Genomic DNA, 12,647 nt, shown 5'->3' with positions numbered 1-12,647 from the left:
GTCCGGAGTGAGCATGCCCAAGCGTGTTCGTGGCTGAACCGAAGCAGGGCGGCGCCATCTGATCACCCGTCGAGTGGAGGGCTGGGGTACGTAATTCCGCGAGAATCACGTACCCCAGCCCTCCACTCGACACCGCTCAACCAGCGTCCGGCGGCCGCCACAGCCAGCGCAGCGCATCCGGCAGCAGCACCCCAGGGTGGTTCGGGCTGTGCCCACCGTCGCCGAGCACCAGCCGGCAGTCGTACCCCGTTTCCGCCAGCGCGGCCGCAACGCGCAAGTTGCTGGCGAACCAGTTGTCCTCCGGTTCGTTCAGGCGGTGGCCAGGGGTTCCAGGACGTCCCGGCCGCCGAGGTACGGCTGCAGCGCCTTCGGTACCCGTACCGAGCCGTCCGGCTGCTGGTGGTTCTCCAGGATCGGGATCAGCCACCGGGTCGTCGCCAGGGTGCCGTTGAGGGTGGCCACCGGCTGGGTACGGCCGTCAGCGTCGCGGTAGCGGATGTTCAGCCGGCGGGCCTGGAAGGTGGTGCAGTTCGACGTCGACGTCACCTCGCGGTAGCGGCCCTGCGACGGCACCCACGCCTCGCAGTCGTACTTGCGGGCCGCGCTGGTGCCGAGGTCGCCGGCGGCGACGTCGATCACCCGGTACGGGATCTCGACCTTCGCCAGCATCTCCTCTTCCCAGGCGAGCAGCCGCAGGTGCTCGTCATGGGCCTGCTCGGGCGGGCAGAAGGAGAACATTTCCACCTTGTCGAACTGGTGCACCCGCAGGATGCCACGCACGTCCCGGCCGTACGACCCGGCTTCCCGCCGGAAGCACGACGACCAGCCGGCGTAGCGCACCGGGCCGTCGAGGGTCAGGATCTCGTTCGAGTGGTACGCCGCCAGCGGCACCTCGCTGGTGCCGACCAGGTACAGGTCGTCGGCTTCCAGCCGGTAGATCTCGCTGGCGTGCTCGCCGAGGAAGCCGGTGCCTTCCATCGACTCCGGCTTGACCAGCACCGGGGTGATCGTCGGGGTGAGGCCGTACTCGACGGCCTGGGCGATGGCCAGCTGCAGCAGACCGAGCTGCAGCAGCGCGCCGACGCCGGTCAGGTAGTAGAAGCGGCTGCCGGAGACCTTCGCGCCTCGTTCGACGTCGATCGCGCCGAGCGCCTCACCGAGCGCCAGGTGGTCGCGCGGTGCGTCGATGTCGGGCCGCTCACCGACCTCCCGCAGGACGACGTAGTCGTCCTCGCCGCCGGCCGGCGCACCCGCCTCGATCAGGTTGGGGAAGGCCAACTGCGCCCGGCGCAGCGTCTGCTCGGCCTCGGTGGCGGCGGCTTCGGCCGCCTTCACCTGGGCCGACAACTCCTTGGTACGGGTCAGCAGCTCGGCCTTCTCGGCCGGTTCCGCCCGGGGCAGTCGCTTGCCGAGCTGCTTCTGCTCGGCGCGCAGCGCCTCGAAGGCCTGCACCGCCGCACGGCGGGCCTCGTCAGCGGCGATCAGATCGTCCACCCGGGACTCGGACTCGCCGCGGGCACGCTGGCTGGCACGGAAGAGGTCCGGGTCATCACGGAGCAGTCGGAGATCGATCACGGAAGTCAACGATACCGGCCCACCGCGTCGGCCCGCGCGCAGGTTTTCGGCCGGCTCACCAGCGGTGCGTCCTCACCAGCGGTGCGTCTGGTGCGGCGGGTTGTCCGGCCGGACGAACGGGGCAGTCGGCCCGACCGTCAGATCGGGGGGTGCACCTCCGCCTGGATCCGGGTCGTCGTTGGGTGGCCGACGCCACGGCAGGTCGGTCGGTGCGGGCGCCGTACCCGCCGGATCGCCGGTCGCCGGTCGCCCGCTCCCGTCAAGCACCCGACCATGGTCCACACCGCCTTCGATGTCCGCACCGCCACCTCCAGTGGTGCCGCCACCTCCGGTGGTCCCGCCACGGCCGGCCGTGGTCCGCCCGGCCAGGTACAGCGCCAGCAGCAACGCGCCGACGCCGACCAGGCCAGCGGTCACCGCAGTACCACGGCTGACCAGCACCTCCATCTCGGTGGGAACCTGCAGCGACGATCTGATCAGCTCGTCGCTGTTCAGCATCACCGTGACCAGCAGCGCGACCAGCCCGGCGCCGATGGTCAGCCCGGCGATCCGGGTGTCGGGGCGGTTGCGGTGGGAGCCGAACAGCGTCAGGGCCGCACAGACCAGCAACGCCAGCAGACCGAGCAGGTACCCGGTGCCGAAAGCGCCGAGTTCGGCGAGCCGCACGGCGGCGGCGTAGGGGCTGCCGGTTCCGACGTCGACTCCGGGGATCTCGAAGGCCAGCCACTTCCCGCCGAGCGAACCGGCAGCCGCGAGCACCCCGACGGCGGCGAGCAGCAGGCTCGGCAGGTTGCCGCGGCCGGGTGTGCCGAGTCGGGTCCCGGCTGCGGCGCGGGCCCGGTCTACCGTCGCGGTGGTCGCACCGGACAGCCGCTCAGCGACGGCGGTCCACCTGCCGGGACCAGGGCTCGGTCCGGATCCAGGTCCTGGACCGTCGGCCGGCGGGGTGGCGTCGCCGCCGAGCTCGATCACCGCCGGTTGGTCGGCCGGCGGGCCGGGTGACGTCGGCACCGGAGCCGGTGTGGTACGGACTATCGGCGGCTCCGGCGTGGTCCGGGGTGGTACGGGTTCCGCGCCGCTACGGCGGCCGTCGTCGGGCATCGGGTCCGAGCCTCCTCGGTGACCTTGCACGGGCATCGTCGCGTCGGGCATTGAGGTGAGCTAGCGTCATGCCCATGCCTATCCGTACCGCATCTGCCCGCTGGCAGGGCAATCTGACCGAGGGTTCTGGCACTATCCGCACCGGGAAGGGCGGGTACGAAGGGAACTACTCGTTCCGGTCCCGCTTCGAGGAGGGCGAGGGCACCAACCCCGAGGAGCTGATCGGCGCCGCCCACGCCGGCTGCTTCTCGATGGCGTTCTCGAAGGGTCTGGCGGACGCCGGGTTCACCCCGACGTCGGTGCAGACCACCGCAAGTGTGCACCTGGACAAAACGGACGCCGGGATGACCGTCACCCGGATCGACCTGGAGACGGTGGGCGAGGTGCCCGGCGTCGACCCGGAGACCTTCCAGAAGCTGGCCGAGGCGGCGAAGGCGAACTGCCCGATCTCCCGCCTGTTGTCGCCGGGTGCCGAGATCACCCTGAACGCCAGCCTCTCCGTCTGACCGCCCGCCCACGACGCCACCCTGACGATCTTGGGCTTGTCCGGCTCCGTCGACCGATCTCACGTTCGCCGATACCTGGACAAGCCCGGGATCGATACCGGAGCAAGCCCGGGATCGATACCCGGACAGGCCCGGGAACGCCTCGGGGAGCCGGTGGTACGGCAGAATGGACCGATGCCGGTCGACATGAGCCGCGAGCGCTTCGAGGAGTTGGTCGGGGAGGCGCTGGACGAGGTCCCGGCGGAGCTGCTGCGGCTGATGAGCAACGTGGTGATCCTGGTCGAGGACGAGACCCCGCCGGGCGAGCCGGAGCTGCTCGGTCTGTACGAGGGACACGCGCTCACCAGTCGGGGCTGGGACTACGCCGGCGTACTGCCGGACCGGATTCTCATCTTCCGGCACCCGATCCTGCGGATCTGCGCGACCGAGGCCGACGTGGTCGACGAGATCGCGATCACCGTGGTGCACGAGATCGCCCATCATTTCGGCATTGACGACGAACGGCTACACGACCTGGGCTGGGGTTGACCAAGGATGGTCCGGCCGGGCGATGACGTGCGGTTGCGCGGGTTACCTACCCTTCGGTCGATCAACCTGACCAGGAGGAACCCATGCGCAGTGCCCTGTTCTCCGCCGATCACCTGGAGAAGGAGTCCGCCCAGCCTGGGCTGCGGCTGCAGAACTCCAAACTGCTGAAGATCGAGCTCAACGGCGAAGCGATGGCCCGGACCGGTTCGATGGTCGCCTACCAGGGCCACGTGCAGTTCCAGGCGCTCGGCTCCGGCGGTCTCGGCAACTTCATCAAGCAGAAGCTCACCGGCGAAGGCGTACCGCTGATGAAGCTGACCGGCCAGGGTGACGTGTTCCTCGCCAACGAGGCCGCCGACGTGCACCTGATCGACCTGGAGCCGGGCGACGCGCTGTCCATCAACGGCTCCAGCGTGCTGGCCTTCGACTCCACGCTGCAGTACGACATCCGGATGGTCCAGGGGATGGGCTTCGCCTCCTCCGCAGGCCTGTTCAACTGCGTCTTCACCGGGCAGGGCCGGCTCGCCATCACCACCAAGGGCACTCCGGTCGTGCTCTCCGTCGACCAGCCGACCTACGTCGACCCGCAGGCCGCCGTCTGCTGGTCGGCCAGCCTGCAGACCGGCTACCACCGGGCCGAGCAGCTGGGCATCGGTACGCTGCTCGGCCGGCGTACCGGGGAGGCGTTCACGATGAGCTTCGCCGGCCAGGGCTTCGTGATCGTCCAGCCGTCCGAGGAGCCGCCGGTGCGCGGCGCCGGCCAGATCCCCCAGTAGCCCGACCGACGCGCGGGACGCGCCGGTGACTGACCCCGCTGGCGGTGTCCGGTCGGCTCAGTCCAGTTGGCCGGCGCGGATCCGGGCCAGCCAGGCGGCTGCCTGCGCGTACTCGTCGTCGTGCCGGCCGGCCGGCCCACCCGTGGTGCGGCCGCCGGCCGCCGGCGGCCAGTCGTGCCGCGGGTAGGAGCCGAGGAACCGTACGTCGGCGCAGACCCGGCGGAGCCCGCGCAGCGCGTCGCCGAGCCGGTCGTCGGCGACGTGCCCGGAGCAGTCCAGGAAGAAGGCGTACCGGCCGAGTGCCTCCCCGGTCGGCCGGGACTCGATCCGGGTGAGATTGACCTCCCGGACGGCCAGCTCCATCAGCACCGCGAGCAGGGCGCCGACCCGGTCGTGGGCGATGTAGACCGCCAGGGTGGTGATGTCGTCGCCGGTCGGGGCCGGCGGCGGTCCGGGGCGCCGGACCAGGACGAACCGGGTCACCGCGTCGGCGTGGTCGGCGATCTTGTCGGCCAGCACGGTCAGTCGGTGGCCGCTGGCGCCGATCGGCGCGCAGATCGCCGCGTCGTACTCACCGGCCGCCGCGCCGACGGCCGCCGCGCCGTTGGACAGTACGTCGACCACGGCGGCGTTCGGCACCTGCCGGCGCAGCCAGGACCGGCACTGGGTGGACGCCTGCGGGTGGGCGGCGACGGTGCGGATCTGCTCCAGCGTCGTGCCGGCGGGTGCGGCCAGCACGAAGTCGACCGGCAGCACCACCTCCTGGGTGATCACGAGCGGCTGGCCGTTGGTCAGCTCGTCGAAGGTGACGCCGACCGCTCCGCCGACCGAGTTCTCCAGCGGCACCAGGGCCGCGTCGACGTTGCCGGCCCGGACCGCGTCGAGCGCCTCCGGCACGCTGCGCGCCGCGACCCGCTCGCCCTGCCGAGCCGCCGGGATGGTCAGCAGGGCCTGCTCGGCGAAGGTGCCCTCGGGGCCGAGGAAGGCGAATCGGGTCGGCGCGGGGACGGACATGCCGGCCAGCTTACGGAGTGCTGGGTGGGATCGGCACCGACTCGCAGGCGAGGGTACGGATCCCGGCCGGCGCGCCGACCCGGACCGGGATGACGCAGACGTCCGTACCGGCGGTGACCAGCGTGAACAAGGTCGGCGACCCTTCCGTGACCACCTGCAACGGCTCCCGGGACGGGATCTGCACCACGGTGTACTGCCAACTGCCGGCGCAACGGGGTGCCACCGGCACGCTGACCTGGGCGCCGGGCGGTAGCAGCCCGTCGGTGCGGCGCAGCAGCGCCACCACCTGAGCGGCGGAGGGCCGCCCGGCGCAGTCGACGGCGACGGCCACCGGGAAGCCGTCGGCCGACGCGGAGCTGCTCGGGGTGACCGGCGGCGGGTTGGACGGCGTGGGCGTGGAGGTACCGGACGGTGCGGTCGACGGCGGTGCGGTCGGCGACGGCATGCCGGTCGGTGCCGGCACCGCGTCCGCCGTCGGTGCGCCTATCCCGGGCGGCCGACCGCAGCCGGCGACCATCGATACGCCGAGCAGTGCCGCGCTGATCAGCAGCAGTCCGCAGCCGGCGCGCCGGCTGCGGTGCCGGCTGCCGGCCCGGGACCGTCGACGTGCGGACAGCACCAACTCATGGTACGGCTGCGCCGGCGACCCGGTGACCGCTGCCGGTCAGCGTGGCCAGAGCTTCGGACAGCCGGACCGTCGGCACCAGCAGATAGTCCGTGTCGAAGGTCGAGAATGCCACGATGTTGACCCGGGCTTCAGCCAGCGGACCGGCGAGCGACGCGAGGACCCCGGTCAGCGCGAGGTCCAGCGGGCCGACCACCCGCAGGCAGCGCCACGGCGTCTCGACTTTGGCACCGGGCGGCACCCGGTCGGTGCGGCAGATCACCGACACCTCGTCCTCGGTCCAGGTCACCGAGACGACCCCGGCGGTGGGGCCGGCCAGGTATTCGGCCGGCAGCGAGGACCCGGCCGGTAGGCGGCAGACGGCGTACTCCGCTGGCAGCAGGTCCAGGTCGAGCATGAGGGCAGCGTACGGCAGAGGCGTCGACCGGCGGGCCGGTCATCCGGCCGAGTACGCGGTGGTGATCGGCGCGAAGAAGGTCAGCGACCCGGTCACCTTCTTGCCGATCCACACCGGGGTGGCGATCGCGTCCACGGTGCCGTCGCCCTGGGCGGTGGCCGCGTCACTGTCGACTCGCAGCAGGCCGCGGGCGAGCCGCCCGGAGCTGAGCGCGAGCAGCGGCGGGATCTTGTCGATCTCGGTCTCGTCGAGCTCGCCGCGTTGCGCGGTGAAGTCGACCAGCCGCAGGCCGGCCAGCAGCGGCCGGCCTTCGACCTGGCCGGGTTCGCCGAGGCCCAGCAGGTCGCAGCAGGACCGGGAGATCGCGGCGACGGTCAGATCCTGGCGCAGGACTAGACACGGTTCCAACGCGGTAGCGGCGGTGGCCACCCACAGCTGGAAGTTGTCCACGCGCATCGGCTCGATCGGCTCGCGGGCCTGGGGAACCAGCGGTTCCGAGATCGAGAGCTCGACGTGCGCCACCCGCGCCTCCCCTGACTCAACCGGACAACAGCAACGCTATCCGGTCTCTGCCGGGTCCGTCGACTGATGCCGAGCAGGCTCCGGATCGGACAGACCGGGGTAAACGGGTGCAGTCGTCACAAGCTGGTCGGCAGCGGGACGTACGCCGTAGTGAGGTCGTCAGCGCCTTCGCCCCGAAGGCTACCGCCGGCTGGTCGGCTTGTCAGCGGCTGAACGGCCGGCCCCGTACCACCGGTAGTCGGTCGCCGAGCGGTACGGAGCGTTCAGCCAGGTCTCCGGATGTCGGGCCACCTGGTACAGCTTCTCGGCGGTGGCCGAACTGATCCGGGTGCCCCCGGCGATGAGCAGCCGGTCCAGCTCCCGATGGGTGGTGACCATGCACTCCTTGGGCAGCCCGTACACGCTGATCACCCCGGAACCGACGAAGGTGAGCACCGGGGCGACCGGGATGGTGTGCCCGACCGCGGCGGACATCGCCTTGCTCGCCCGCTTGGCGTCCCGGCGGGCCTCGGCGACGTACGTCGGTCGCTTGCCGTTGATCTGCACCACGTCACCGGCGACCAGGACCCGGCTGCGGCCGTGGTCGACGACGGTGACCGCGAAGAGCCCGCTGGGCCCGATGGCCAGGAACCCGGCACGTTCCTCGCGGCCGGCGGTCTCCAGCCCGAGCACCCGGTCCGGGCTGTCGGTGCGCGGCCAGTTCACCACGTGCCAGGACGGGCCGAGCTGGTCCAGGCGGTTCAGTGCGCGGGCGCCGGCCGCCTCGATCCGCTTGGCGCCACGCTCGGCCCGACGGCGTCGGGCCCACTCCATCGGCGACGGCCGGATGGCCTCCAACGTGCCAGGTGGGGACTCCTCCATAACCTGTTCGCCCGCTCGGCGGGGCAGCGCCCGCTGGGCGGGCAGCACGCGGCGCTCATGGAAGACAGTCATCACGACCTCCGGCAAAGGTCCCCTGGACGATGGACTACCAACTACCGTACGTGGCGACACCGGTACTGAAGCAAGACGCCAGGCCGGAGTGAGTAGGGATGAATGCCCTATTCACCCCACGACTCTTTCAACAGATGGTGCCAAACGACTGCCATAGGCTGCGAGTGTGACGCACTACGTCGACAGTGAGGTAGGCCACCTTCGGGTGGTCATGCTGCACCGTCCGGGCAGCGAACTGGCCCGGCTGACCCCCCGCAACAGCGGCGCTCTGCTCTTCGACGCGATCCCCTGGGTCGCCGGCGCCCAGGCCGAGCACGACGCGTTCGCGGCCGTGCTGCGCGAGCGCGGCGTCGAGGTGCTCTACCTCGAACAACTGCTCGCCGAGACGCTCGCCGCCACCCCGGCCCGCGTCGAGGCCGTGGCGACCGTACTGGCCGGCCGCCGGTTGGGCGAGACCCTGCGCGACCGGGTCGCCGAGCAGCTCGCCTACCTCGACCCGGCCGGGCTGGCCCGGGTGCTCGTCGCCGGCCTGGCCCGTGGTGAGCTGCCCCGCCGCGACGACCGGCCGGCCGGGCTGGTGCATGCCCTGCTGCGCGAGCACGACTTCATCATCGACCCGCTGCCCAATTTGCTGTTCACTCGCGATTCATCGGTCTGGATCCGCGACCGGGTGGCGGTGACCAGCCTGGCGATGCGCGCCCGCCGCCGGGAGGGCCGGCTCACCGACCTGATCTACCGGCATCATCCCCGGTTCGCCGGGACCGAGCTGATCCACCGGCCGGACCAGGAACACGTCGAAGGCGGCGACGTGCTGCTGCTCGCCCCTGGCGTGCTGGCCGTCGGCGTCGGCGAACGAACCACACCCGCCGGGGTGGAGCGGCTGGCCCGGCGGGTGCTCGGCGACGGGCTGGCCCACACCGTCCTGGTGGTGCCGATCACCCAACGGCGGGCGACCATGCACCTGGACACCATCTGCACGCTGGTCGACGTGGACGCGGTGCTGATGTACCCGCCGATGGCCGAGGAGCTCGCCGCGTACACGGTGATCCGTACCGCCGCGGGCGACCTGCAGGTCGCCGGACCCGCGCCGTTCCTGCGGGCCGCCGCCGACGCGATGGACATCGACCGGCTCCGGCTGGTCGGCACCGGGCTGGATCCGGTCACCGCGGAGCGGGAGCAGTGGGACGACGGAAACAACACCCTGGCGCTGGCCCCGGGGGTGTGTGTGGCGTACGAGCGGAACACGGCGACCAACACGCAGCTGCGCCGGGCCGGGATCGAGGTGGTGACGATCCCCGGCGCCGAGCTCGGGTCCGGCCGGGGCGGCCCACGGTGCATGTCGGCGCCGCTGGTCCGGGATCCGCTCCGGCCCGACTGACCGGCCGCCGGGTCAGCGCAGCGTGAGCTGCCGGCCCAGCAGGCCCTGCCGGGACCGGCGGGCGGCGGCGTCGAGCGGATCGGTGACGCTGGCCGCCGCCGCGAGCCGCTCGGCGAACTCGGCCAACGGCTGCTCCCACTCGGCGGCCTCCGGCCCGGACGGCAGGTCCCACACCGGCACCAGCAGCCCGTGGGCCCGGAACATCCCGGCGAACCGGGTCTGCGGCCCCATCGGCAGGTCACCGGCGGCGCTCAGCCGGGCCAGCGTGTCCAGCGTCCGGTCCTCGTCACCGGGCAGTACCCAGCGCACGTGCGCCCGCTCCCCCACCCGGCACCAGTACGCGGCGGGCGCCGCCGCCATCCGGGTCGTCGGGTAGATGGACGCGTCGGCCCGCTCCAGGGAGGCCTGCACCGCCGGGTTGGCGGCCGCTTCGGGCTCCACCCAGAACGCGAAGCTGTCGTGCACCTGAACCGTCAGCGCCCCGTCGGCGAGCACGTCCTGCAGCCGGGGGCCGGGGCCGGGCAGCGGCGGCACCGGCACCGTGTCGCCCGGCTCGGTCTCCAGCGCGGCCAGCAACGCCGCCGCCAGGTCGCGGGAGACGTCCCCGGACTGGGCGTGCCGCTGAAGCCCGATCATGATCTGGCCGTCGGCTCGGACGACGGCCGGGGCCGCCATCGGCAGTACGGTGGCCAGCGTCACCGTCCGGTCGGCGTACTTGCCGGCCAGCTCGGGTTCGAGGATCAGCGGCGCGGTGGCCGCTGGGACGAGTTCGCGCAGCGCGACCCAGTCCGGCTCGTCGGCCAGCCCGGCGAACGGCCGGGGCACGAATACGTCGCGGATCTTCTCCCGCTTGCCGCCGCCGGCGGCCCGGTCCTGCTTTCGGCGCTTGCCCACGGCCAGACAGCCTAGAGGAACCCGCCCACCGCCGAGGGATCCGCCCGGACCCCGGGCCGGTGACCGAAGGGAATCCGCCCGAGCCCGCCCCGGCTCAGCCGGGATCCGGCTCGCCGATCTCGGCCCAGACGCAGCGGCCGGAGCCGGCGGGTTCCACCCCCCACCGGCAGGCCAGGGCGGCGACGATGCCCAGGCCACGGCCGTTGAGCGCGTCCGACGGGGCGGTCCGGACCTGCGGTACGTCCCCGGACCCGCCGTCGGTCACCCGCAGCAGGACCGTGCGGCTGTGCCGGTGCGGGGTCAGCTGCCAGGTCACCCGGATCATCCCGTCCGGCAGCGGCCGGGCGTGCCGTACGGCGTTGCCGACCAGTTCGGCCACGACCGTCATCACGTCGGACAGAAAGTCGGGGCGGATCCGGTCGGCCAACGTCCGGGCGAGCTGGTGACGGGCGAACCGGGCGCCGCTGGCATGGTGCGGTACCAGCACGCTCCACACCCGTCCCGCCAGTGCCGAGGTCACGCCGCCTCCTCTCAGCTGCGGGGCAGCCGCACCTCGGCGACCGTACCTCCGCCGTCGCGGGGCCGCAGGGACACCCAGCCGTGCTGGCGCTCGACGATCTGTCGGACCAGGTACAGGCCGAGTCCGGCGCCGGGGTAACGGCGCTGGTCGCCCGACTCGCCCTGCCAGAACCGATCGAACGCCCGTTCCACGTGTTCCGGACGTACCCCGATGCCGCGATCACTAATCCGCAAGGCCACCGAGCGTTCGTCGGCGATGGCGGTGACCTCGATCGGGCTGCCCGATGGCGAGTACTTGTCGGCGTTGGTGGCCAGTTCGGTGAGTACGGTGGTCAGGCTCGCCCGGTCTCCGACCGCTTTCGGCAGGTCGTCGGGCAGCTCGACGGTGAGCCGCTGACGCAGTCCGGCGGGCAGATCCTCGACAGCGGCCCGCAGCGTCTCGACCAGATCGAACGGGGCGGCCGGCGCGCCGACCGCCGGTCCCGAGTCATTGGCGGCGGAGAGTAGCCGGTCGACCAGCCGGGCCAGTTCGGTGGCCCGCTGCCCGAGCACCCGGGCGGCCTCCCGTCGGTCCCGGTCGGTCAACGACTCCCAGTGGTCGCTGAGGGTCTCCGCGTACCCTTTGATCACGGTGACCGGGGTGCGCAGCTCGTGACTGGTGACCGCGATGAACAGGTCGACGTCGTGGTCGCGGTGGTGCTGATCGGTGATGTCCCGGAAGGTGACCACCCGGGAGGCGACGAAGCCCGGCAGCTCCCCGGAGGTGATCCGCAGCCACCGGCCGTCCGGTAGTTGGTGGTCCACCACCTGTCCGGGGGGCGGCACCGGGAACGGGATCGGTCGGTGCAGCCGGTCCTGCGCGGTGCTGCCGGTGAGCCGCTCAGCCGCCGGGTTCCACAGCCGTACGCAGGACTCGTCGTCGACGATGGCCAGTCCGTCGGCGAGCGCGGCGACCACCGGCCCGTCGCCGTGCACCGGCAGCCCGGTCTGGTCGCCGTACATGTGGGCGATGCAGGACGCCAGGTAGGCGATCAGCGTGTGATGGTCAGGGCTGGAACTCTGGTCCGGATCCGGGTAGTAGGCGTGCAGGCTGCCGATCAGCACCCCGCCGATCTCGGCACGCGCGATCAGCATCCGGTGCAGGCCTCGGCCGGCGATCTGGTCGGCCAGGGCAGCGGTGAGCGCCGTCACCGGGAACTCGACGGTCCGCGGTCCGGTGAGCAGCTGGGCGGTGGCGGGTTCGTCGAGGTCGACGGGTCGGCCGACCGACCATTCGGCGGCACCGGTGGCGGCGATGATCCGACCCCTGCGTGGTCCGTACTCGGCGAACGAGGTCCCGGCGGCGCCGAGCGCACGCTGCGCGAGTCGAAGCAGGTGGTGCAGGATCGGCAGCCCCGACTCACCGCTGTTGATCATGTCGAGGACGACGGTGTGTCCAGCGATCAGACTCGGATAGTCGGGGCGTTCCGGCATGCTTCGAGTCTGCCCGGTGCCGGCGGATTTCGGCAGTGCCGGGCCGCCAGCGCCGGGCCGCCGATCAGAGGACCCGGGGTGGTTCGCCGGACTCGCTCACCATCGGCCGGGAGTGCGCCGCCCAGTCCTGCATGCCGCCGGTGAGGTTGCGGACGTTGTCCCAGCCGTGCTGGTTGAGGTAGGCGACGACCTGCCCGGACCGGCCGCCGGACCGGCACACCACCACCACGTCGCCCTCCTGCGGGACGTCGGCCAACCGGTGCGGGATCTCCATCATCGGCAGGTGGTGGGCGCCCGGCGCGTGCCCGGCCGCCCACTCCTCGGGCTCGCGGACGTCCAGCAGGTACGCGTCGGCGGATACGTCGGGGACGTCAACGGTGGGGATCGGTGGTCCATGCATGCCGAA

Annotated in this window: 15 protein-coding genes and 1 pseudogene; 4 read left to right on the top strand and 12 right to left on the bottom strand. The window is 72.1% G+C overall.

All coding sequences use genetic code 11. From position 1 onward, the window contains the following. Positions 1-136 precede the first annotated feature (136 nt). The 3 genes and pseudogenes from O7629_RS28330 to O7629_RS28320 all read right to left on the bottom strand — a co-directional run. Positions 137-316 (bottom strand): annotated as a pseudogene (locus tag O7629_RS28330) (esterase family protein); the annotation flags it as partial. Further along, positions 310-1,575 (bottom strand): serine--tRNA ligase, encoded by a 1,266-nt coding sequence (gene serS / locus O7629_RS28325; RefSeq protein WP_278173067.1) that lies wholly within the window; start codon positions 1,573-1,575, stop codon positions 310-312. The pseudogene O7629_RS28330 and the gene serS, both read right to left, overlap by 7 nt. A gap of 72 nt (positions 1,576-1,647) precedes the next feature. Beyond that, positions 1,648-2,676 (bottom strand): hypothetical protein, encoded by a 1,029-nt coding sequence (locus O7629_RS28320; protein ID WP_278173066.1) that lies wholly within the window; start codon positions 2,674-2,676, stop codon positions 1,648-1,650. Between the two features lie 74 nt (positions 2,677-2,750). Between O7629_RS28320 and O7629_RS28315 the strand changes: the two genes are divergently transcribed. The 3 genes from O7629_RS28315 to O7629_RS28305 all read left to right on the top strand — a co-directional run bounded on the left by O7629_RS28315 (position 2,751) and on the right by O7629_RS28305 (position 4,486). Next, on the top strand, positions 2,751-3,182 hold the full coding sequence (locus tag O7629_RS28315; protein WP_123606752.1) for an OsmC family protein: 432 nt from the start codon (positions 2,751-2,753) through the stop codon (positions 3,180-3,182). A 174-nt stretch (positions 3,183-3,356) separates the two neighbouring features. Then, positions 3,357-3,710 carry a metallopeptidase family protein gene (locus tag O7629_RS28310; RefSeq protein WP_278173063.1) on the top strand — a complete coding sequence of 118 codons (354 nt, stop codon included), beginning with the start codon at positions 3,357-3,359 and terminating at the stop codon, positions 3,708-3,710. An 83-nt stretch (positions 3,711-3,793) separates the two neighbouring features. Next, entirely contained in the window at positions 3,794-4,486 is a 693-nt protein-coding gene (locus tag O7629_RS28305; RefSeq protein ID WP_278173061.1) for an AIM24 family protein, read from the top strand. A 57-nt stretch (positions 4,487-4,543) separates the two neighbouring features. Here the strand turns inward: O7629_RS28305 and pheA are convergent, their stop codons facing one another. The 5 genes from pheA to O7629_RS28280 form a co-directional block, all read right to left on the bottom strand. Then, positions 4,544-5,500, bottom strand: coding sequence for a prephenate dehydratase (pheA, locus tag O7629_RS28300; protein ID WP_278173059.1), 957 nt, complete (start codon positions 5,498-5,500; stop codon positions 4,544-4,546). A gap of 10 nt (positions 5,501-5,510) precedes the next feature. Next, positions 5,511-6,119, bottom strand: coding sequence for a hypothetical protein (locus O7629_RS28295; protein WP_278173057.1), 609 nt, complete (start codon positions 6,117-6,119; stop codon positions 5,511-5,513). A 4-nt stretch (positions 6,120-6,123) separates the two neighbouring features. Beyond that, positions 6,124-6,522, bottom strand: a complete 399-nt coding sequence (locus O7629_RS28290; RefSeq protein WP_278173055.1) for an ACT domain-containing protein — start codon at positions 6,520-6,522, stop codon at positions 6,124-6,126. Between the two features lie 39 nt (positions 6,523-6,561). Then, the gene (locus O7629_RS28285; protein ID WP_123606747.1) at positions 6,562-7,044 is read right to left on the bottom strand and encodes a hypothetical protein; all 483 of its coding nucleotides are present in this window, start codon (positions 7,042-7,044) and stop codon (positions 6,562-6,564) included. A gap of 180 nt (positions 7,045-7,224) precedes the next feature. Further along, positions 7,225-7,977 carry a hypothetical protein gene (locus O7629_RS28280; protein WP_278173053.1) on the bottom strand — a complete coding sequence of 251 codons (753 nt, stop codon included), beginning with the start codon at positions 7,975-7,977 and terminating at the stop codon, positions 7,225-7,227. A 166-nt stretch (positions 7,978-8,143) separates the two neighbouring features. Between O7629_RS28280 and O7629_RS28275 the strand changes: the two genes are divergently transcribed. Continuing rightward, positions 8,144-9,355, top strand: a complete 1,212-nt coding sequence (locus O7629_RS28275; RefSeq protein ID WP_278173052.1) for an arginine deiminase — start codon at positions 8,144-8,146, stop codon at positions 9,353-9,355. Between the two features lie 12 nt (positions 9,356-9,367). On the opposite strand, the gene O7629_RS28270 is transcribed toward O7629_RS28275, so the two are convergent. The 4 genes from O7629_RS28270 to O7629_RS28255 form a co-directional block, all read right to left on the bottom strand. Continuing rightward, complete coding sequence (locus O7629_RS28270) at positions 9,368-10,249, bottom strand: DUF5926 family protein (RefSeq protein ID WP_278173051.1); 882 nt, start codon at positions 10,247-10,249, stop codon at positions 9,368-9,370. Between the two features lie 94 nt (positions 10,250-10,343). Then, on the bottom strand, positions 10,344-10,769 hold the full coding sequence (locus O7629_RS28265; protein WP_278173049.1) for an ATP-binding protein: 426 nt from the start codon (positions 10,767-10,769) through the stop codon (positions 10,344-10,346). 11 nt (positions 10,770-10,780) lie between these two features. Then, positions 10,781-12,241 (bottom strand): PAS domain-containing sensor histidine kinase, encoded by a 1,461-nt coding sequence (locus tag O7629_RS28260; RefSeq protein WP_278173047.1) that lies wholly within the window; start codon positions 12,239-12,241, stop codon positions 10,781-10,783. A gap of 64 nt (positions 12,242-12,305) precedes the next feature. Further along, on the bottom strand, positions 12,306-12,641 hold the full coding sequence (locus tag O7629_RS28255) for a rhodanese-like domain-containing protein (RefSeq protein ID WP_278173045.1): 336 nt from the start codon (positions 12,639-12,641) through the stop codon (positions 12,306-12,308). Positions 12,642-12,647 lie beyond the last annotated feature (6 nt).

This window comes from Solwaraspora sp. WMMD792, assembly GCF_029626105.1.
Lineage (GTDB): Bacteria > Actinomycetota > Actinomycetes > Mycobacteriales > Micromonosporaceae > Micromonospora_E.
Note: the sequence above shows the minus strand (reverse complement) of the source record. Positions and strands in the feature narration are given on the sequence as shown.

What these genes read in the sequence shown, in the direction of transcription:
- O7629_RS28320 (WP_278173066.1), bottom strand. Translation starts at nt 2,676, where the DNA reads ATGCCCGACGACGGCCGCCGTAGCGGCGCGGAACCCGTACCACCCCGG.
- O7629_RS28315 (WP_123606752.1), top strand. Translation starts at nt 2,751, where the DNA reads ATGCCTATCCGTACCGCATCTGCCCGCTGGCAGGGCAATCTGACCGAG.
- O7629_RS28310 (WP_278173063.1), top strand. Translation starts at nt 3,357, where the DNA reads ATGCCGGTCGACATGAGCCGCGAGCGCTTCGAGGAGTTGGTCGGGGAG.
- O7629_RS28305 (WP_278173061.1), top strand. Translation starts at nt 3,794, where the DNA reads ATGCGCAGTGCCCTGTTCTCCGCCGATCACCTGGAGAAGGAGTCCGCC.
- pheA (WP_278173059.1), bottom strand. Translation starts at nt 5,500, where the DNA reads ATGTCCGTCCCCGCGCCGACCCGATTCGCCTTCCTCGGCCCCGAGGGC.
- O7629_RS28290 (WP_278173055.1), bottom strand. Translation starts at nt 6,522, where the DNA reads ATGCTCGACCTGGACCTGCTGCCAGCGGAGTACGCCGTCTGCCGCCTA.
- O7629_RS28280 (WP_278173053.1), bottom strand. Translation starts at nt 7,977, where the DNA reads ATGACTGTCTTCCATGAGCGCCGCGTGCTGCCCGCCCAGCGGGCGCTG.
- O7629_RS28260 (WP_278173047.1), bottom strand. Translation starts at nt 12,241, where the DNA reads ATGCCGGAACGCCCCGACTATCCGAGTCTGATCGCTGGACACACCGTC.
- O7629_RS28255 (WP_278173045.1), bottom strand. Translation starts at nt 12,641, where the DNA reads ATGCATGGACCACCGATCCCCACCGTTGACGTCCCCGACGTATCCGCC.